Consider the following 19,405-nt stretch of genomic DNA (forward strand, 5'->3'; position numbering starts at 1 on the left):
CGTCGCGCTGAACCGCGCGGCGCCAGCAAATGGCACTCTTCAGAGTGCAAACAGCAAGCAGGGAGGAAACTATGGTCACGATCTACGAAAGGAAGCCCGGTCTTTCGCGGCGCGAGCTTCTCAAACGCGGCGGCGTTGGCGCATTGCTGGTCATTTCAGGCAGCGCCGTCATCAGCCCCGAACATGCCTGGGGCCTGGAGACCTCGGCGCTGAAGCCGGAGACGATGGCGACGCTGATCCAGCTTGCGCGCGACGTCTATCCGCACGACCAGGTCCCGGACAAATATTACGCCATCGCCGTCAAGGGTCACGATGAGACCGCAGCCAAGGATCCCGCCCACAAGGACCTGATCGAGAAGGGCATCGCCGGGCTCGACCAGAAGGCCGGCAAGGGCGGTTACCGCGGCGTTGGCTGGGAAGAGGAGCGGGTCGCGCTGCTCAAGGAGATCGAGAAGACTCCCTTCTTCCAGGCTGTGCGCGGCGGCCTCGTCGTCGGCCTCTACAATCAGAACGAGGTGTGGCCGATCTTCGGCTACGAGGGCCAATCCTATTCCAAGGGCGGCTACATCTCGCGCGGCTTCAACGACATCGAGTGGCTGTGAGCCGCTCTGTCCGTCATCCGCTTTTGACCGATTTCATGGGAGGAAACCATGGCAGCACCATTTGATCTCAAGAACGACGGCGTGGTCGTCATTATTGGCTCGGGCGCAGGAGGCGGCACGCTCGGCAACGAACTCGCACAGAAGGGGATAGACGTCGTCATCCTCGAGGCGGGCGCCCGCCACGAATATGAGGACTTCATCAACGACGAATGGGACTCCTTCGCCCAACTGGCCTGGAAGGACAAGCGCACGACCTCGGGCGATTGGCGGGTGGCCAAAGACTTTCCAAACCTGCCGACCTGGATCGTCAAAGCGGTCGGCGGCTCGACTACGCACTGGGCGGGTGCCTCGCTTCGCTTCCAAGAGCATGAATTCAAGGCGCTCGCGACCTACGGCAAGGTGGAGGGCGCAACGCTGCTCGACTGGCCGATCGCGCTGGCCGAGATGGAACCCTACTATACCAAGGCCGAAGCCAAGATGGGCGTCACCGGCACCAACAACTGGCCGCGACTGCCCGGCAACAACAATTTCAAGGTGCTGAAAGCCGGCGCCGACAAGCTCGGCTACAAGGAATGCCACACCGGCAACATGGCCATCAATTCGGTCGAGCGCGACGACCGCAACCCCTGCCAGCAGACAGGTTTCTGTTTCCAGGGCTGCAAATGGGGCGCCAAATGGTCGACGCTCTATACCGAGATCCCGAAGGGCGAGGCGACCGGTCATCTTGAAGTCCGCCCGAATGCCATGGCGATCAAGATCAACCATGATGCCAATGGCAAGGTGACGGGCGTGGTCTATGCCGACAAGGACGGCAAGCTGCAGGAGCAGAAGGCCCGCATCGTCGCGGTTGCCGGCAATTCGATCGAGAGCCCGCGCCTGCTGCTCAACTCGGAATCGTCCAAGTTCCCGCACGGCCTTGCCAATTCGTCCGGGCAGGTGGGCAGGAACTACATGCGCCACACCACCGGCTCGGTCTATGCCATCTTCGACAAACCGGTGCACATGTATCGCGGCACGACCATGGCCGGCATCATCCGCGACGAGGCGCGTCACGATCCCTCACGCGGCTTCGTCGGCGGCTACGAGATGGAGACGCTGTCGATTGGCCTGCCGTTCATGGCCGCCTTCCTCAACCCCGGCGGCTGGGGCCGCTCCTTCACCACGGCGCTCGACCACTACGATCATATGGCGGGGCTGTGGATCGTCGGCGAGGACATGCCGCGCGCGGAAAACCGCATCACGCTGCACAAGGATGAAAAGGACGAGCACGGCATGCCGATCGCCGACGTCCATTTCGACGATCATGCCAACGACACCGCGATGCGCGACCATGCCTACAAGCAGGGCCAGGCGCTCTACGCGGCGGTCGGGGCAACGCGAAGCTTTCCGACGCCGCCCTATCCGTCGACCCACAATCTCGGCACCAACCGGATGAGCGAAAAAGCGGCCGACGGCGTCGTCAACAAGCACGGCCAGACGCACGACATCAAGAACCTGTTCGTGTCCGACGGCAGCCAGTTCACCACCGGCGGCGCAGAGAATCCGACGCTGACCATCGTGTCGCTGGCCATCCGCCAGGCCGACTACATCGCCGCGCAGATGTCGGCCAAGACGATCTAAACTAAGTGCAGGTCGCTCAAAAGCTCGCCGCGGTTTGGGAGAACGACAAGCATTAAAACAGCGACTGAAAGCGCGGCGCCCGACTCCGTTCCTGTGCGACGCGCTTCAGAGCATGATGCCGGAAGGTGTGACGCGGTTTTCGGACGACATCATGCTCTCTCTCTTTGATTTGGAGCCGGATGATTTCAGGTCGATTCGCCCTGAAATCATCGGCTTAGCAGGCTGTTGAAGACGTATCGCGCATCGCTTTGCAGGATGGCCCATCGCCCGGTTGCAATAGGCGAATGTGATCTCGATCGAGCCGTCGTCGAGCAATTCGACATGGCCGTCTCGCTGACTTCGTCCCTCTCGTCGCAACCGCCCCAGTTGAAGACGACCATCGACAGGCAGTAGTTGACATCGGGGTCGGCTTCCAGAGCGCCGACGGCAATCTCGCGGTTGTTGTCGGCCCCGATGATAATCACGGCCGGTCCGTCGAGGTCGAGATAATCGCGATCCTACAGATCGGCCTCAACGATCCGCCAGCGGCCGACCAACTACCGCCCGCAGGCGCACTCATACCGCCACCGCCATGAGCTTCGGCAGCCGCAGCAGATTGGTGGCGGCGGCAGGGAAATAGAAGCGTATCCGACACATTCACGGCCGCAGAATTCTTGAACCCGGCCGAAAGAGCCGCTCCGACATAACCTCCCTGAGCCGGAGCGGCGGGCAACACCAGTCAGGCCGGCTGCGGCGCCTGTTCGCCGGCACCGATCCCTCCGGTGCGCAGCGCAAACCCCGCGGCGGCGGCGCCGAGGCACGGCGCGACGATGTAAAGCCACAGTTGCGACAGCGCAGACCCACCGGCAAACAGCGCGGGGCCAAGCGAGCGGGCGGGATTGACCGAAGATCCGGACACCGCAATACCGGCGAGATGGATCAGGACCAGGGTCAGGCCGATCGCCAGCCCGGCCAGGGCACCTGCGCCGCCTTCCGCGGTGGCGCGAAGGATGACCAGTAGAAACAGGAAAGTGGCGACGAGTTCGAACAGGAACGCAGAGGTGAGCGAATAGGTCGACCAGCCGTTCTGGGCGAAGCCATTGGCGGCCACGTCATAGCCGCCGCCTTTGCCCAGCGCGATCACGTAGAGCACCGCAGATGCGGCGATCGCCCCTGCGCATTGCGCAACGACATAGCCGATGAGGTCGCCGGATTTCATCCGGCCGGAAACGAACACGCCAAGGCTCACCGCCGGATTGAGATGCGCGCCCGAAACCGGCCCGATCGAATAGGCCATCGCCACCACCGACAGGCCGAAGGCCATTGCGACGCCGAGCAGGCCGACCTCGGAGCGCATGAACAGAACCGTCGCGCAGCCAAAGAAGACCAACGCGAAGGTGCCGATGAATTCACAAATGTATTTGTTCACTTTTCCTCTCCTTGCAGATTATGATTGGGCCGGAGCCGCTCCGGGCTGATCCGGCCCGGATTTTCAGGGAACGATGACGCCGCGGCCGGTGAACCGCCGGTTCTTGAAGTCGTCGAGCGCGGTGTTGATGCTGGCGAGATTGTACTCGGTGTAGTGCATCTTCACCTTGCCGTCGGCGTTGAGCTCCATCAGCTCGACAAGCTCGGTGAAGTTGCCGACCAGGCTGCCGCCGATGTTGATCTCCTCGATGACCAGATGCGCGGTTGGAACGTTGACCGCGCCGCCGTAGCCGACGACGAACAACTGGCCGCCCTTGCGCACCATTTTCCAGCAGATGTTCTCGACGCCGAGCTCGCCGACGAAGTCGATGACCACATGGGCGCCGCCGCCGGTGATCGCCTTCACCTCTTCGACGACGTTCGGCCCGCCATCGAGCACGAAGTCGGCGCCCAGATCCTTGGCCAGCACGCGTGCCGCCGGCTCGCGATCGACGGCGATGATCCGGCAGCCGGAAATCGCATGCAGCGACTGCAGCGCGATATGACCGAGCCCGCCGATGCCGAGCAGGACGCAGTAGCTGCCCGGTCGTAAGAGCTTCGCGGCCCGCTTGGCGGCACGGTAGGCGGTGATCCCGGCATCGGCCAGCGGCGCCACTTCGATCGGCGTCACATTGGCGTTGAGCTTGATCAGCGAGCGTTCGCTGGTGATGAAGTATTCGGCGAAGCCGCCGTTCATGCCGAGGCCCGGGAACTGGCCGTTGTCGCAGTACATGTCCTCGCCGTGGCGGCAGTTGAGGCAGATGCCGCAGGAGCGGAACGGGTGGCAAATGACGGCGTCGCCTCGCTTGACCGATCTGACGCCGCTGCCGACCTCCTCGACCCAGCCGGCATTTTCGTGCCCCATGATGTAAGGCAGAAGACTGCCGTCGGGGTCCATGGTCGGCTTCCACACACCTTCGATGATGTGCAGGTCGGTGCGACACAGGCCGGCGGCGCCCACCCGCACGATCACCTCGTCCGGTGCGGTGATCGTGGGCGCAGCGACGTCCTCGATCTTGAGCTTGACGTTCATTTTCGGATCGTATTCGTAAAGTCTGGCAGCTTTCATCGTCGTATCCTTTCAACGTCCAAATCGTTCGGTGAATGCCGCGTCAGGCGCGGCCAAGCTTTTCCGCGCCGCCGCCAAGCGCCGGCCCGGCGGTCGGGTCCTCGTCCTCGGCAAGATCGCCGATCAAGGTTTCGGTGGTCAGGATCAGCGTCGCCACGGACGCCGCGTTGGCGAGCGCCGTGTAGGTGACGCGCACGGGATCGATGATCCCCGCCTCGAACATGTTCTGGTAGCTGCCGACCGAGGCGTTGTAGCCGTAGCCGCCGTTTATGCGTGTAACCTCGGCCACCACGGCCTCGGGATCGGCGCCGGCGTTGGCGGCGATGCGCCATAGCGGCCGTGTCAACACCGAGCGGACCAGGCGTACGCCTTCGGCGATGTCGCCATCGACACCGGTCGACACCTTGTCGAGCAGCGGCGCGATCTGGGCAAGCGCCGAACCTCCGCCGGCGACCACGCCCTCCTCGGAAGCCGCGCGCACCGCATTCAGCGAATCCTCGATCAGCTGGATGGTTCGCTTCTGCTCGACCGGCGTGACGCCGCCGGCGTAGAGGATCGCAGTGCCGCCGGAGAGCTTGGCCAGACGCTCGCGCAGCTTGTCCTGCTCGATGTTCGGCGGCGCAGCCTCATACTGGCGCTGCACCTGCGCGCGCCGCGACGCGATCGCATCATGGTCGCCGCCGCCGCGAATGATCGTAGTGTAGGACGAGCTGGTCTTTACCCGGTCGGCGGTCCCGAGATCGTCGACCGTGACGTCCTCCATCCGGCCGCCGAGATCGCGCGCTATCACCTTGCCACCGGTGATGATTGCCAGATCCTCCATCATCGACTTGCGCCAATGGCCATATTCCGGCGGATGGACGATGAGGTATTTGCCGGGTCCCTGCTTGCCGAGCAGCGTCACCACGACCTCCGGCGACACTTCCTCGGAAACGATCAGCAGCGGCCGCCCGGCTTCCTCGGCGATACGCCGCGCGGCCTCAAGTGCTTGAGGCTCCTTGATCTTGAGGTCGGTCATCAGGATGAACGGCCGTTCGAGCACGGCCTCCATCTTCTCCTGGTCGGTGACCATGTGATGCGAGAGGTAGCCGCGGTCGAAGGACATGCCCTCGACCACGTCGAGCGTGGTCTCGGTGGTGACGCTGAAGTCGGTGGTGATGACGCCTTCCGCCCCGACGCGCTGATGCGCTTGCGCCACCAGCGCGCCCAGCCTGGCATCGGTCGCGGCGATGTTGGCGACGGAGGCGAGGATGCCGTTACCCTTGGCAGGCTTTGCGGATGCCTTGAGCGCTGAGACCACCGCCGCTACGGCAAGCTCGATGCCTTTGCACAGATCGACGGATTTGGCCCCGCGTTCATTTGCCTCGATGCCGCCTTGGATCAGCGCATTGGCAAGCACTATCGCGGTCGTGGTGCCGTCGCCGGCGACCTCGTTGGTCTGCATCGATACTTCTCGAACAACCTGCGCGCCCATGTTCTCGAAGCGATCATGGAGCTCGATCTCGAAGGCGATGCTGACGCCGTCGCGGGTCACCATCGGCGTCCCGATCGGCCGGTCGATCATGGCATTCATGCCTTTGGGACCGAGCGTCGGCTCGACGGCTGCGGCCAAGCGAAAGACGCCACGGGCAAGGGCACGGCGGGCTTCGGAGTTGTGAAGCATAATTTTTGGCATGATTCCTCCTTCCGCCTTACGGGCGGTTTGTTGGTTGGGGGCCTCGTGCGAAGGAGGCCGTTGCTTTCGGTTCTGCTTAAGGGGCCGGCGCTCTTCGCTCCGGCACGCGATCCATGATGAAGTCGACCAGCGTCGGCTCCCCGTCGATCACGTCCAGTTCCTTGTATCTTGCGTGCTTGAGCCCACGGCAAAGGGCGCCGTTGAACTCCATGTTGATGCGCACCGCACGCAACTCCCCGAGATAGGCATCGAGGTCGGCGGGCGCAATTTGCCGCCCCTCCCAGGTGACGAAGGCCGAATCACCCTGCCCGCTTGCCGGAAAGCGCTCGACAAGCGCTGCCCGGTATCTTGCTTTCTGGCTGACGTCGCCGGACCCGAGACCGGCGGCGTCATACGCTCCCAGGTCCATGCCGAGAATCTCGCGATCCGTCAGCCCTTGCTTTCTCAGTCCAAGCAGCACCGCCTCCTGGCGCCGCTTGAACGCCTTCTTGCTGAAGGTCTCGCGCAACGCGCCGATGTCCTGGTCTCCGGCAAGCCCGGCGAATATTTCGCCAAAAGTCTTGCCGGCCTCGATGCCGCGATTGACCTCTTCCGCGAACATGTGGTCGTGCAGCTTGACACGATAGGCGGGCGACCAGGAAAGCTCGTCGAGCGCCCTGCGCACGCCGTCGAGCATGAGGAAAGCGAAGTTGGGCGAGCACCAGTAGGTCGGCAGGCGGAAATCAACCTCCACGCTGCCGTCGCCCGTCATCTCGGCCCGCTCGACGAAGCCCATCTCGGTGATCGGTTCGTCGAGCTCGGGGTCGTTGACCTCGCTGAGGCGCCGCCAGAGTTCCTTCTCGCGGCTGCTGGAAACGCTGGCGGTTGCCATGGTCTCTACTCCGCCGCGATGCTGAAGGGCGCGCCTGCGAACGCCTTCTTCTTGGCATCGATGTCGATGTTGTAGAGGCGCGCGGCATTGAGGCCGAGGATCTTCTCCTTGATCTCGTCAGTCAGCTGCACACCGCGCTCCGCGGCGATGTCGTCCGGGATCCGATAGGCCCAGAATTTCTCGACGAGCCAGCGCGGCGTCCAGATCGCATAGTCGGAGCCGAACAGGATCTTTTCCGGCCCGATCCAGAACAGCAGCTCGGCGATGACCTCGCCGAAATAGCGGGGGCGCGAGTGGATGAAGGGAAGCGCCACCGCCAGGCCGCCATAGACATTGGTTTCCTGTGTCGCGATCCAGCAGAAATCGTCGAGGCGCGGCAGGCCGCAATGCTCGACGATCCAGTTGAGGCCCTGGAAATCCGTCGCCGCATGGTCGACGTCATGCACGTCGAAGGCATCCTTGCTGAGAGGGATGATCGTCGGACCCTTGTGGACGTGGATGTTTTTGATGCCGAGCTTCTCGCACAGCTCGAAGCACTTGTAGGCGTCGGGATCGGTGAGCCTCCAGCCCTTGGAGGCGCCGTTCCACTCGGCCGTGTACATCTTCACGCCCTTGACGTCGTAGGTCTCCTTCATGAAGTGGATGTATTCCAGCGCCTTCTCGCCATCGCGCGGATCGAAGGAGCCGTTGACGATGAAGCGCTCGGGATAGCGCTTGGCGACCTCGGCATTGCGCTCGATCGTGTTGAAGCCGTTCTTGTAGAAATCCTTCAGGTAGGTCGACTGGACAATCGCCACGTCGTCCGGGCCGTCGATGAACAGATCGCGATAGAGATCGTCGGCGCTGTACTTCTCGAACTTGCCCTTCTCCCAGAGCTGCTCCTTCGGGCTCAAGCCCGTGTGATAGGCGTAGAAGCAGTCGATGAACTGCTTGCCATGGATGTTCTTCTGGTTTTCCTGGCTGCCGTCCCAAAAATGGGTGTGGCCGTCGACCACGAAGATATCCTTGCCTTCAGGTGTCTTGTACATTTTTGCCTCCGCAGTCGTCATGTTGATGGGGCGTCGTGTTGATGGGAGCCGGCGCGCCGCGTCCAGGCAGCGCGCCGGGGTTGCTCAGATGTATTCGAAGACCTCGTCCATGTTCCCGAACAGGATCACGGTGTTGTCGTCGATGCGCACCATGCGGCCATAGTGGGTGGAAGTGTTGACCTCGAAGATCTCGGCGGTCATCTCGCGGCCGAGATATTCGCTGATCTCGTCCATCTTGAAGATCAGCTTGCCATTGCCGTCGATGCGGATCATGGCCGGCTGGTAGGTGACGATGACCCCCGGCCTCTTGCCCATGAACTCGGCGATGGCGCGGGCCTCGACCGAGTCGTTCATGGTGACGCCGCACTGGTGCGAGATCGTCTGCTCGAAGGTGATGTCCTTCATCGACTTGAAGATGTTGGACTGCGAGGCGTCGCGTGCTGCTACTGACATTGTTGTCTCTCCTTGTTCAGCGCTTGAGGCCGAGTTCGCCGAGGATCTTGCCTATCCGTTCCTCGGATTGGGCATGAACGTCGGTGAAGGAAACCGGCTTGGAATGCGGCATCGACCAGATCGGCTGCAGGCCGGTGGCCGCCTTGTCGGCGAGCGCGCCGTGCTTGTTCACCCAGCCCTGGAACAGCTTCTTGTTGGCCGCCCCGTGTTTCTCGTCGTGGGCGAGCACGTAGATCAGGTCGATGGTGTTGGCGAGGTTGCGCTCGTAGTCGGCTTCGGCCGCCGAAATGACCGGCGGCGTGATGAAGTCGTGGTTGGCCGCCGCCGCCAGCATCAGGAAGCCGGAGCGGAACAATTCGCCGACCAGCGGCTCGAAAACGATGTTGATGGCGAAGTACTGCTCGAGATAGTCGCTCGTACCCATGATGGTCTCGATCGCCTCGCGGGTGCCCTGCCACACCCCGTCCTCGAGCCAGTGCTTCTTGCCGAGCTCGTCGTCCCAACCTGCGATGTCCATGCCGATCTCGGCGAGATAGAGCGTGATGTCCTGGGCGAGGCGGAGCTTGTAGGAGGAGTTGGTCAGCGTCGCATTGTTGATCATCTGGGTGTAGCCGTAGCGCTGCGCCTGCATGAGCGACGTGCCGAGGCCGAACTCGGCATGCTTCCATGCCCCGAGGTGCGCCTGCAGAAGCTTGGCCCAGACCTTGTCGAAGGTCTTCGGCGCGCCGGCGCGGCGGGCATTGGTGATGACGCTCTGCACCATCGTCTCGATCTTCGACTGGCGCTGATAGTGCGTGCGCTCCCACTCCTGGTCGGGAGCGCGGAAAGCATGCCAGTTCGAGCTCTTGGCAGCCGTGTTGTCCTTGAAGTAGGCGCCCTTGCCGTTCGAGAAGTTGATGATCCAGTCCTGGATCAGGTAACGCTCGGGGTCAGGCTGCACGTCGACCGTGACATCCTCGTAATGTGTGGCGCGCTGACCTTTCGGATCGAAGTACCGATACTTGCGGCTGTCCGAATCGGCGAAGATCGCGGCTCCCGCGGCTCCCGATCCTACTGAACTCGACGTTGCTACCATTGTCTTCACTCCCTTGTTGCAGTTGCTCTGGTGTCTTCGGCTCCGGCCCGCCTCAATGGGCCGGGGTGGTGTTGGACGACGTGGTGGTGAACCTGTCGAAGAAGATGCGTTCGGTCTCGAAGCCATTCATGAACAGCACCGGCTGCAGCGCATCGATCATTGGCGGCGGACCGCAGGCATAGACGTCGCCCTGTCCGTCTACCGCGAGTTGCTTGAGCTTGGCGTCGACGCTTTGGTGCACGAAGCCGCGCTCGCCATCCCAGGCCTCGCCATTGACGTGCGAAAGGACCGGGATGAAGTTCAGTTCTGCGTGGCGATCGGCGAGCTCGGCGATCCTGTCGAGATAGAACAGGTCGCCAGGCGTCCGCGCACCATAGAAGAAGTAGACGTCACGCTTCTCGCCGCTCTTCAGGTGATCGTTGAGGATCGACCATACCGGTGACATGCCGGAGCCGGCGCCGACCAGGATCAGGGGGCCTTGCCGCTCTTCCCGTCGGAAGCAGGTTCCATAGGGTCCGACGACGGTGACCTCGGCTCCGACACGTATCCCTCCGGAATCGAGCTCTCCGGAGAACTTTCCTTCTGGGTATTTCTTGATGATGAAGGAGAGTTTTTGGGTTTGGTCCGGCGTATTTGCCATGGAGAACGAGCGCGTAATCGTCTCCCCTTTTTGCGTGGTGACTGTGATGTCGACATATTGGCCAGCCCAGAATTTTATCGGCGAGCTGAGCTCGATCTCGATGCCGCGGATGTCGTGGGTCAGATGCTCGAACTTCGAGATGCGGCCCTTGAACGTCTTGACCGCGATCGACTTCGCCAGAACCTCCTCGTCGTAGTTGAGGAGCTCGACCTGCATGTCGGAATAGGCAATGGACCGACATAGCAGGATGTGGCCGCTCTCCTTCTCCATGTCGTTGAGCGCGAAGGTCGAGTATTTCAGCATGTCGACCTCGCCTTCGAGCAGCACGCATTTGCAGGCCGAGCACTGCCCTTCCTTGCAGCCATGCGGCAGCGCGATGCCCTGGCGGAAAGCCGCGTTCAGGACCGTTTCGCCGTTTTCGACCTCGAACTCGACGCCGACCGGCTCCAGGCGCACTGTGTGAGCGTCACTCATTTAGATAAGCCTCCCGATAGCCAGTATCTTCACTGGTACTCTTGGTTTCTGGCCGAGCGAGCCCTTGTAGCCGGCCGTTACTTTCCTCCAGTCGTCGGCAGGTGCATGAGCGCCTGTGACGGTGAAGACGGTTGCGGCAATTGCAGCCCAGGCCGCGATGGCTATGGGCAAGGTGAAACGGGCGCGTGTCATGTCGACCACCTAGCGGAGCGCGGGCCGGCAGTAGCCGGCCCGCGAGGCCGTTAATTGAACGGAGTGATGGTGAAGCCCGCGCGATACTCGGCGAGGTGCTTTTCCCGATCGGCCGGCGACATGGCGCGAAGCGCCTTGAGCGGCGAGCCCAGCACGTTGCCGCGCACGTCGTCGAGCGTCCACTGATCGTCGGCGCCGAAGCGCAGGTGCGGCTGCGGGATCAGGGTCTTGCCGTCGGAACGGACGAAGTTGAGGTCCTTGATCGCGTCGGCGAGGTCCCAGCCGTCATAGAGCGTCTCCCACTCGCGCTTGCCGCTGAAGCGGCCCATCGCGGGCGTCGGACGGCCCTGGTATTCGTCGGCGAAGGCTTCGACGGCGGTCCAGCGGTCGAGTTCGTGGGCGAAGGTGTGCAACTCGCCGTCGATCTCGTCGACCACGATGTCCTCGCGGATCAGGCAAGGCACCAGGCACGACCAGCAGCGGTGCGGATAGACGTAGCCGACATCGCTGTTGAACAGCAGCACCTTCTCGCCCTTATGGCTGAGCTTGGCGTACCACTTCCAGAAGTCGCCGAATTCGGCGTACCAGCCCGGATACTTGTGCTCGAACCACTCGAAGTCCTTGTCGGTCTGAGCTTCGATGCGCCAGAAGTTGACCGGCCAGCCGACCGCGAAGAACTGGCCGACCTTGTGGACATAGTTCTTCTTGGTGATGCGCTCCCAAGCTGCCTGGACGTCGTCGTGGTGAACCTTGATGCCGTATTTCTCGAGCGGCAGCATGTAGGTGCGGTAGTAGTCCTCATAGATCCAGCGGTGCCACATTTCCGCGTAAGACTCCTTGTTCTTGTCGCGGTTGGTGGTGCCGTATTCGATGAAGGTGCCGATGGCGGCATCGACGATGGCGTGGTTCTGCCAGAAGGCGTAGCGCAGGTCGCGCTCAAGCAGGAGATGGTTCTCCGGCTCCTTGAGCGCGGCCATCAGCAGCGAGTGGCCGTTGCCGATGTGGCGGCTCTCGTCGGACTGCACCGACAGGAAGACCGTCGGCAGCGCATAATCGCCGTTGCGGGCGGCTTCCGAGGGCATGGCGACGAAAAGCGTGTTGGTGAACGCGGTTTCGGCGACGACCGTCAGATACATGCACGCGGCCGTCATCGTGTCGCCGGTGATGAAGCCTTCACCGAACTGGCGGCCGATCGTGGTCGCGTAGCACTTGCCGAAGGCTTCCTCGGTGATATCGAACCCTGCCGGGTCGATATAGTTCTCCATGTACCACTTCTTCAGGTTCATCTGGATGGTCGAGTGACGGAACTCGTCGACCATCTGCATGGTGAAGCCGGTTCTGAGGTCCTCGCCGGGCGCCAGCCGCGCCACCATCGCCATCGAGCGGGCGGCGGAAATTTCCGGGAAGGGAATGATGGCGAGGAAGAGCTTCATCCACTCCACCCAGCGCGGCTCGACATTGCGGAACATGTCGCCGCGGAGAGCGGCATCGAGCGCGCCGTAGACGCGATTGTCCTTTTCCTCCTGCATGGGGAAATAGGAGCGCAGCACCTGCTTCATCGGATCGCGCGGCGCCTTGGCGATCTTGTAGTCGGTCGGAAACGTCATCGCTTCCTGGACATAGGTCGGGTTCCAACCGAGGTCGGAAATCTTCTTGGTCGCCTCGCCCACGGAAATACCGCGCTGCGAGGTAATCTTGTTAAGTGTCAACGACGACATCGTCATAAGCCTCCACCAGGTTGAGCCATGGATCCCTCGATCCAGGGCATGAGACGGCACACAACGCCGCCAGTGAGTTTGCGAACGGCATGACAAAGGGTTGCGCACTCAGGCGCGACACGGGGGCCAGCCATTCAAGTGGATCGCGGCAAAGGTTCTCGAGGTGGGCGGCGGCCACTGCGACACCCCAGTCGCATCTTGCGATGGGCTATCGAAGCGCGTGCGCTGCTGCTTCGTCCGGTCCTTCGTTCTTTTGGCACCGCGTCGGAACGCGATGGGCTTCTTATGTGAATAGGCAAAGCAAGCGCCGTGCCAGTTTGAATTTTGAGCCAATGGGCACCCTTTGGGCGGAGGTCGCCACCGGCTTATCCGGCAAATTCCCGGACGACTGTAACGATATTTTACATTTGTATATTACATATGTAATGTTTATATCTCATTGTGCGTTGCAATATATACTGTTGCAACCGCGATATAAATAAAATAATCGACCCCTATTCATTTCAGTCATTTCATACATTATTTGAGGACCGATCTCGCACGAGAGGCAATGCCGAGAAGGACGATGCCGAGCGACAATGACAGCCCAGGCCTTCCCCGGCCCCATCCGTCGGAGGACGTGACCACCGAGCTCGTCAGGCTCATGCCGCGCGACCTCGTTTTCGTCATGCGTTTCATGGGTGAGAGCCAGCACCGTCTGCAAAGTCATTTCCAGGATTTCATTCGGACCGAGCTTGCCGCCAGCGGCGTCACCGCGGAGACGCATCCGATGATCCACCTGTTCATCGAAAGCCACGCGATCCTGTTGTGCGACTTCGTGTTTTCCGGCGTTTCGCTGTCGCGCCAGTTTCGCATCGCCGAGATCGAGCATCTTACCGGTGACGCCACGTCCATGATCCGCGTCGACATCTGGGACCAACTTAAGAGCCATATCGAAACCGCCGAAAAGCAGTTCCGGACACAGGTTGATGGCCTGCCGGGATTGCTGTCCGCGTTCGAAAAACCAACAGAGAAAAAGTGATGAGCGGCGACACGAGACACGACGCTGGACTGGCCGCGCTGGTCGCTCAACGATTGGCTCTCGTCGCCGACGTCTCGGCGCTTACCGCCGAAGCACAGCGGCTCAATCAAAAACTCTCCGGTATCGAAATGGAGGTGCTGCGCATGCAGCTCGAAATCGGGAGGCACGGCGGCAGGGCTGAACTGGTACAGGATTTGCGTGACGTTGAAGAGAGTGCCGAGGCCATCAGACAGGCATGCATCGAGAGCGAGGACCGCATTGCCGCAACCGAAGGCAAGGTCGCGGATGTCGACCGCGCAATTGCCAGAGCAACGAGCGACATTAGGGGAGACAAGCCGTGAACCAGCAAACGATGCAGAATTTGGCGCTGTTCGACCTGCTGGCACGAAGCTGGCGACGTCCGGCGGCGATTTCCGATGTTTGCTTCAGTATCGATGGCTCCGCCATTGCATTCACGTCCGTGGACGGTTCCGTCGCAATCGGCCATGTGGCGGATCAGGAACCGCCGGAGTCAAGGATCAGGGTCAGCGGCGATCTCGGACAGACGACGATCCGGCCCCGCGAGAAACAACCGGCACCTTTGATCGCCTCCGCATCGCTTGGGGACGGCGATGTCCCAATCGTCGCCTATCGGAGTTCCGGCTTCCTCGTCGGCACGAGTGCCGGGGAAGCCACGCATTTGGCACCCGACGGCGAGATTCAGCCAACGCCGATCAAGATCGACGGACCGATCCTCGCTATCGCCCATAGTGCCCCGAAAGCCATGACAGCCTTCAGCGATGGACATGATGTGTTTCTGTCGCGCGCCAACGATGAAGTGGTGAGGCTGCAGCAGGCAGCGTCCTCATTGACGCACACAATCGCGTTCTCGCCGGACGCGAAACGGCTTGCGTTCGATTCCGGCAACGGGCTGTCGGTCTGGGCGGTCGACGGCGGTCCCGAGCCGATACACGAATTTTCCACCCCCTCACGCCCGGCTTGCATCCGCTGGAGCTACGACGGCTCATGGCTGGCCTGCGGACTGGAGACAGGAGGCTTCGGCCTGATGCGCCTGGCTGATCGCCAATCGGGCGTGGTCGGCGGCTTTCCCTCGCCCGTGCGCACGGTGTGCTGGAGCGCGCAAGAGAACACGCTGTTTGCCTCGGGTGCCTTCCGTATTGCTGGCTGGTCAATGGCTGCCCCGCCATTTCAGCATGCGGCTTCCGGCGCGCTGGAAACCGGTCGCGCAGCGCCTGTGCCTGTCGAAACAATGGCCGCGCATCCGGTGAGAAACCTTATCGCCGCAGGCTACGCCAACGGCCGGATCACGGTCGCCCGGATTGGATCGCGCGACGAGCTCGTCGCGAAACTTTCCGGCAGCGCGATCACAGCGCTGGCCTGGTCCGGCGATGGACAGCACCTAGCCGTGGGCATGGTGGATGGTACTGCTGCGATCGTCACCTTCCCGGCGATGCTCTTCAAATAGCCGAAATGAACCGCATGAAGCAGGAGGATGGAATGCAGACCGAACTCACGGCCGAAGAAAAGAGCAAGGACGAATTTTTCGAACGCCTTGCCAAGTTGTCGCAAGAGATGGTGGCCAAGCATGGCAACGATTTCAGCATGGGAGCGCTTGTTCTGGCTGCACGGTGGATTGCCGAAAACCGCGCCGGACCGCTGAAGACCAATTGATCGTCAAGGCGCTTTTGACAGGTCGCCTCACAAGTCGCGCTTTGGAAACGCCGTCGAGGGTTTTCCTCTTGGCAGCAGCCGCAAAGCCATTCAGGCTCGACAAGATCCGAGGGTGCTGTCCAGCCGCACCGCCACGTCGTCTTCGAGCTTCGCCCGTCGAGCGCTTGACAGCAATACCCGATTGATCTCTTCCCAGGTCGCGGACCGGAGCGCGCATAGTCTTTTGCACGCGAAGATCGCGGCCCAAGCAGGTCAAGTTATGTGCCGCCGTTCGGCGGATCTAAGCCTGCTTGCGAACCGATGCCTGGTAGACCAGCGACGACCAGCTATTGCTCGAGGCCAGATGACAATAGATCAGCCCGAGCGCACCGGATTTCCTCAGATCGAGGAACGCCTCGTCGGCCAGCTTGTTGAGCACCTGCTCGTCGATGATCTGGAAATCCGTAAGGTTAAGGACTTCGCCGCCTTCAAGCGTCACCTTGCTCTGGCGCGGCGCGAACAGTCCGTGCGCCTCTATTTTGTCGACCATGGCGCGGGTGGCGTTGAAATCTTTCTGGAACTGGCTGCAGAAGGCGAGCGCCTGCTTGGTCGCCTCGGTCGGCTCGGTGCCATCGAAGAACAGCGCGAGCTTGGCGCCCTCGTCGCGGAACGGCGCCGCGAGCTGGTCGATGACGCGCTCGCTGGCGCGGTCGACGCAGAGAGTCAGCCGGCCCGACGTCGCCGATTCGTCGGCGAGGACGAAGGGATAGCGGCGGACATAGGCCGGAATGTAATGCGGCTCACTCCAGCGGCCGTCGGCGTCGACGAACAGGTTCTCGTCCTGCCGTAGGCCGGTGATGATGACCGGCGTCTTGGCAGGACCGATGAAGACGATTGGGTAGGAGCGCATCGCCGAAGGCATTTCCGGCGCCACCACCGGAATGGCGTGCGCCGAGCGGGCGAACGAGAAGTCGGCCCGCGCGATCAGGCCGAGCGAGCCGTGCCGTATGGGACTGAGCGCCTCGGGCTTGCTGTAGAACAGCGGCAGCGCATTGCCGGCCGCGCCTGTGGACGCCCTTTCGATCTGCGCGTCAGCCATGCTCGGGATCCTTTCGGCGAGAATTTTGCAGGCCACGGCATGGCGCGGCCGATATCGGGTTTAGGCGAGCGTAAGGGCTGGCGCAACGGCCCGTCTGCAAGCTATGGACTGTGTGGCACGGACCGACGAGATTGGCGGTCACGGCAAGCGATTCAAGGCGGACGCAATGGTAGCGGATTTCGATCGGGCTGTCGGGCAGACATTCATCGTCGAGACGGGCGGGAAAATGGTCGCGCTCGAGCTCAGCGCGGTCAACCGCATCGCCAACAGCCCGCGCGAGGGCGGCGGCTTCTCGCTGTTGTTCAAGGGGCCGCGCGAGATGCTTTTGCCGCAGGCGACCTACCGCTTTGTCGGAAGCGAGCTTGCTCATGACATCTTCATCGTGCCTGTATCGCAGGACGCAACCGGCTATGTGTACGAAGCCGTCTTCAACTGACCAGCCTCGTCCGGCGCCGGCCGCGCCATCAAATCGTAGACGCCCTTATCCTCGGTGACGACAAATCCAAGCCGTAGATAGAGCCGCCGCGCCGGGTTGTTCTTCTCCACATGGATCGACACGGCCTTGCCGACAGCAGCCGCCTCGTCGATCAGATCATTCAGCAGCGCCGTGCCGAAACCCTTGCCGCAACGCTCGGGCAGAAAGGCGATGTCGATGATGCGGTGCTGGCTCGGCCAGCGTTCGACATAGAGACGGCCGATGGCCTCTCCGGCGCGTTCAACCAGCCACCAGTCGGCTTCCGGGTAGTGACGCCGGTAATGCGCGCGCTGGGCCTGGAACTGCAAGTCCAGGAACTGCGCCTTGCCCTCGGGCGGCCAGGGAACGTCGGCGAGTTCGGCGGCGCGCGTCGAGGCATAGAGCGCCGTCATGAACGGGATGTCGGCGTCGGTCTCGGGCCGAAGCGAAAGCCCGAGCGCCCTCGCCCGTCGATAAGGATTGCCGGCTCTCATTCGTGACGCCGGCACCTCAGACCGGCGGCGTCAGGTCGCGCACCACGACGATCTGCTTGAGATTCCTGCTCGTCAGCTCCGTCCAGCTCCACTCCCATTCGGAACTGTCCATGGCCATCTGATTGATCGTCCACAGGCCGTTCGAGCCGTCGCCGGTGATCATCATGCTGAACAGGGCAAGACGGCCATCGGCATTGTAGTCGAGCGACAAACGCGTGTTGGCGCCGGACGCATTGAAATCACGCCATCCCGACCAGTCTTGCGTAGCCGCGTCATGCTGGGCGTTGAACGAGTGGACATGCTGTTGGTCCGACGCGACCAGCATAATGTCGCCATCACCCTGGATGCCGGCGCAGATCGTATATCTGGGAACCCTGCTGAAGCCGGGCGTCGCCCAGGCCGTCCAGGTGTCGGAGCCGGCCGGCTGTTGCTTGGTATGCAGAACCTGACCTTGCTGAGTCATGGCAAAGAGGTTGGTCGCGCCCAGCGGACCGACAATGGGCGCCATCTCCGTGAACCTGTAGCCATTGTCGATCTGCACCCATTGCGTCCAGTCGGCCGGCGTCAATGCTCTTGCCTTGGCTTGCTGGCACCGATAAAGGGCCAGGGCGGAGTTGATGCCGAACAGCGCGATGCGGCCGTCCGCCTGGCGGATAGACGTGATCGCCACAAGCTGGCCGGGAATCTGCTGCCAGCTGCTCCACGGCTGGGCGGGCGACGCGATCTCGTCCACGGTGACCACGATCGGCGTCGACGTGCCGGGCGGCGTGATGGTTTTCTGCACCTGAACGATGACGTCGGGGTTCTGGTATATCCACCAGATGCGGCCCAGGTTGTCGGTGAGGAATATCTCGATGCGACCGTCGGCATCGCGCGCCATCGACAGCTTCTGGTAGAGGACCGCGCCTAGCGGTGCGCCGATGTTGACCGGCGGGTTCCATTTCTCGATCGGACCGACCTGATTTGGGTCTTCGCTGATGAAATACAGAGCGGAGTTTCCCGCCTGCTGGGCGACGACCGCGACGCGACCATCCTTGGTCAGGCCAGCGGTCATGGTGGTGAACGCGCCAGGTGCGATCGGCGACCACGCCGATGGCCACGGCCCGTTCGGGGAAGTCTGCGCCTTCTGGATCAACCGACCGGCGTCGGAATCGATGCCGATCACCATCAGCCGCGACAATTCGAAGAACGAGGCGCCGGCAGGCATGTGGCCTTGAGGTGCCACGAGGGATGGTAGGTGAGCTTCGTCGTTAGCCATTGTGTCGGCCCTGCCTTGTTGGCTCGAAATCAGGATCTCGGTGGGAAAACGCCCTGCAGCGCGATGCAGAAATAGCAGGTGAGATAAGGCTGCAGGTTGTTGTGCGGCTGGTCGCCGCCGGCGGGAGCCAGCATATTGGCATTCATCTGCACCAACGCTGGTTGCGGGCTGCCGGCGACATAGGCATTCGCGTTGACCGACCGGGCAAGCGAGCGGGCTGGCGTCGGAGCACCCTGGTCTGCGGGCAGGTTGGCCGCCATCATGCCGTGCGAATGCATGGGGATTTCCGACTCAAGCAGGGTCACCGCCTCCGAACCACCCGTCTCGCCGAGATCGTGCAGGGACAGGCCGGGGCCCTGCCCAGGGTGCATCGGCGCGCTGCCCTGGAGATCGGGCAGCGCGAAGTTCGACTTGCCGTTGCCCCCATAGGTGGTGCCCAGCAGCGAGAACAGCGCCGTATTCTGCGACAGCGGCAGAAGCTGCCCATCGCACCATGCCCAGCCCTTGGGGGCGAAATTGAACGGGAAAATGCGGATTTCGGCGACGAACGGATCGGCCATGGCGGT

At 62.2% G+C, this 19,405-nt stretch carries 22 protein-coding genes; 7 read left to right on the top strand and 15 right to left on the bottom strand.

Features of this window, described 5'->3' with window-relative positions; all coding sequences use genetic code 11:
* The first annotated feature begins 71 nt into the window (after positions 1-71).
* Together CK220_RS26355 and CK220_RS26360 are read left to right on the top strand one after the other, a co-directional pair.
* Positions 72-602, top strand: coding sequence for a Twin-arginine translocation pathway signal (locus CK220_RS26355; RefSeq protein ID WP_095814325.1), 531 nt, complete (start codon positions 72-74; stop codon positions 600-602).
* Positions 603-650: 48 nt separating this feature from the next.
* On the top strand, positions 651-2,222 hold the full coding sequence (locus tag CK220_RS26360; RefSeq protein ID WP_095814326.1) for a GMC family oxidoreductase: 1,572 nt from the start codon (positions 651-653) through the stop codon (positions 2,220-2,222).
* A gap of 206 nt (positions 2,223-2,428) precedes the next feature.
* Here CK220_RS26360 and CK220_RS26365 read toward each other — a convergent pair whose 3' ends face one another.
* The 11 genes from CK220_RS26365 to CK220_RS26415 form a co-directional block, all read right to left on the bottom strand.
* Positions 2,429-2,686, bottom strand: coding sequence for a hypothetical protein (locus CK220_RS26365; protein ID WP_245429409.1), 258 nt, complete (start codon positions 2,684-2,686; stop codon positions 2,429-2,431).
* A gap of 254 nt (positions 2,687-2,940) precedes the next feature.
* On the bottom strand, positions 2,941-3,630 hold the full coding sequence (locus CK220_RS26370) for an aquaporin (RefSeq protein WP_095814327.1): 690 nt from the start codon (positions 3,628-3,630) through the stop codon (positions 2,941-2,943).
* A gap of 63 nt (positions 3,631-3,693) precedes the next feature.
* Positions 3,694-4,737, bottom strand: a complete 1,044-nt coding sequence (locus CK220_RS26375; RefSeq protein WP_095814328.1) for an NAD(P)-dependent alcohol dehydrogenase — start codon at positions 4,735-4,737, stop codon at positions 3,694-3,696.
* Positions 4,738-4,780: 43 nt separating this feature from the next.
* Positions 4,781-6,412: a molecular chaperone GroEL gene (locus tag CK220_RS26380; RefSeq protein WP_095814329.1), complete on the bottom strand. Its 1,632-nt coding sequence runs from the start codon at positions 6,410-6,412 to the stop codon at positions 4,781-4,783.
* 76 nt (positions 6,413-6,488) lie between these two features.
* Complete coding sequence (locus tag CK220_RS26385; protein WP_095814330.1) at positions 6,489-7,283, bottom strand: iron-sulfur cluster assembly protein; 795 nt, start codon at positions 7,281-7,283, stop codon at positions 6,489-6,491.
* Between the two features lie 5 nt (positions 7,284-7,288).
* The gene (locus CK220_RS26390) at positions 7,289-8,311 is read right to left on the bottom strand and encodes an amidohydrolase family protein (protein WP_095814331.1); all 1,023 of its coding nucleotides are present in this window, start codon (positions 8,309-8,311) and stop codon (positions 7,289-7,291) included.
* Positions 8,312-8,395: 84 nt separating this feature from the next.
* On the bottom strand, positions 8,396-8,764 hold the full coding sequence (locus CK220_RS26395) for an MmoB/DmpM family protein (RefSeq protein ID WP_095814332.1): 369 nt from the start codon (positions 8,762-8,764) through the stop codon (positions 8,396-8,398).
* A gap of 16 nt (positions 8,765-8,780) precedes the next feature.
* Positions 8,781-9,839, bottom strand: a complete 1,059-nt coding sequence (locus CK220_RS26400) for an aromatic/alkene monooxygenase hydroxylase subunit beta (RefSeq protein WP_095814333.1) — start codon at positions 9,837-9,839, stop codon at positions 8,781-8,783.
* 52 nt (positions 9,840-9,891) lie between these two features.
* Positions 9,892-10,953, bottom strand: a complete 1,062-nt coding sequence (locus tag CK220_RS26405) for a 2Fe-2S iron-sulfur cluster binding domain-containing protein (protein ID WP_095814334.1) — start codon at positions 10,951-10,953, stop codon at positions 9,892-9,894.
* Positions 10,954-11,145: a hypothetical protein gene (locus CK220_RS26410; protein WP_141245234.1), complete on the bottom strand. Its 192-nt coding sequence runs from the start codon at positions 11,143-11,145 to the stop codon at positions 10,954-10,956.
* Positions 11,146-11,195: 50 nt separating this feature from the next.
* A complete protein-coding gene (locus CK220_RS26415) occupies positions 11,196-12,869 on the bottom strand; it encodes an aromatic/alkene/methane monooxygenase hydroxylase/oxygenase subunit alpha (protein ID WP_210201452.1) in 1,674 nt (557 codons plus the stop codon).
* A gap of 559 nt (positions 12,870-13,428) precedes the next feature.
* Here CK220_RS26415 and CK220_RS26420 point away from each other — a divergent pair.
* The 4 genes from CK220_RS26420 to CK220_RS32115 are packed head-to-tail and all read left to right on the top strand — an operon-like array spanning position 13,429 to position 15,555.
* The gene (locus CK220_RS26420; RefSeq protein ID WP_095814336.1) at positions 13,429-13,884 is read left to right on the top strand and encodes a hypothetical protein; all 456 of its coding nucleotides are present in this window, start codon (positions 13,429-13,431) and stop codon (positions 13,882-13,884) included.
* Positions 13,884-14,225 (top strand): hypothetical protein, encoded by a 342-nt coding sequence (locus tag CK220_RS26425; RefSeq protein WP_095814337.1) that lies wholly within the window; start codon positions 13,884-13,886, stop codon positions 14,223-14,225. The genes CK220_RS26420 and CK220_RS26425 overlap by 1 nt, the downstream gene beginning before the upstream one ends.
* On the top strand, positions 14,222-15,349 hold the full coding sequence (locus CK220_RS26430; protein ID WP_095814338.1) for a WD40 repeat domain-containing protein: 1,128 nt from the start codon (positions 14,222-14,224) through the stop codon (positions 15,347-15,349). The genes CK220_RS26425 and CK220_RS26430 overlap by 4 nt, the downstream gene beginning before the upstream one ends.
* A gap of 32 nt (positions 15,350-15,381) precedes the next feature.
* Positions 15,382-15,555: a hypothetical protein gene (locus tag CK220_RS32115; RefSeq protein ID WP_176479221.1), complete on the top strand. Its 174-nt coding sequence runs from the start codon at positions 15,382-15,384 to the stop codon at positions 15,553-15,555.
* A gap of 280 nt (positions 15,556-15,835) precedes the next feature.
* On the opposite strand, the gene CK220_RS26440 is transcribed toward CK220_RS32115, so the two are convergent.
* Entirely contained in the window at positions 15,836-16,633 is a 798-nt protein-coding gene (locus CK220_RS26440) for a SapC family protein (protein ID WP_095814340.1), read from the bottom strand.
* Between the two features lie 166 nt (positions 16,634-16,799).
* Here CK220_RS26440 and CK220_RS26445 point away from each other — a divergent pair, with 166 nt between their 5' ends.
* Positions 16,800-17,069: a hypothetical protein gene (locus tag CK220_RS26445; RefSeq protein WP_095814341.1), complete on the top strand. Its 270-nt coding sequence runs from the start codon at positions 16,800-16,802 to the stop codon at positions 17,067-17,069.
* Here the strand turns inward: CK220_RS26445 and CK220_RS26450 are convergent.
* The 3 genes from CK220_RS26450 to CK220_RS26460 form a co-directional block, all read right to left on the bottom strand.
* Positions 17,042-17,581 carry a GNAT family N-acetyltransferase gene (locus CK220_RS26450; RefSeq protein ID WP_095814342.1) on the bottom strand — a complete coding sequence of 180 codons (540 nt, stop codon included), beginning with the start codon at positions 17,579-17,581 and terminating at the stop codon, positions 17,042-17,044. The genes CK220_RS26445 and CK220_RS26450 overlap by 28 nt on opposite strands.
* A gap of 16 nt (positions 17,582-17,597) precedes the next feature.
* Entirely contained in the window at positions 17,598-18,749 is a 1,152-nt protein-coding gene (locus CK220_RS26455; RefSeq protein WP_176479222.1) for a hypothetical protein, read from the bottom strand.
* Between the two features lie 119 nt (positions 18,750-18,868).
* Positions 18,869-19,399, bottom strand: coding sequence for a tail fiber protein (locus CK220_RS26460; protein ID WP_095814343.1), 531 nt, complete (start codon positions 19,397-19,399; stop codon positions 18,869-18,871).
* Between the last annotated feature and the right edge of the window lie 6 nt (positions 19,400-19,405).

The sequence above is a fragment of the Mesorhizobium sp. WSM3860 genome (assembly GCF_002294995.1).
Taxonomy (GTDB): Bacteria; Pseudomonadota; Alphaproteobacteria; order Rhizobiales; family Rhizobiaceae; genus Mesorhizobium.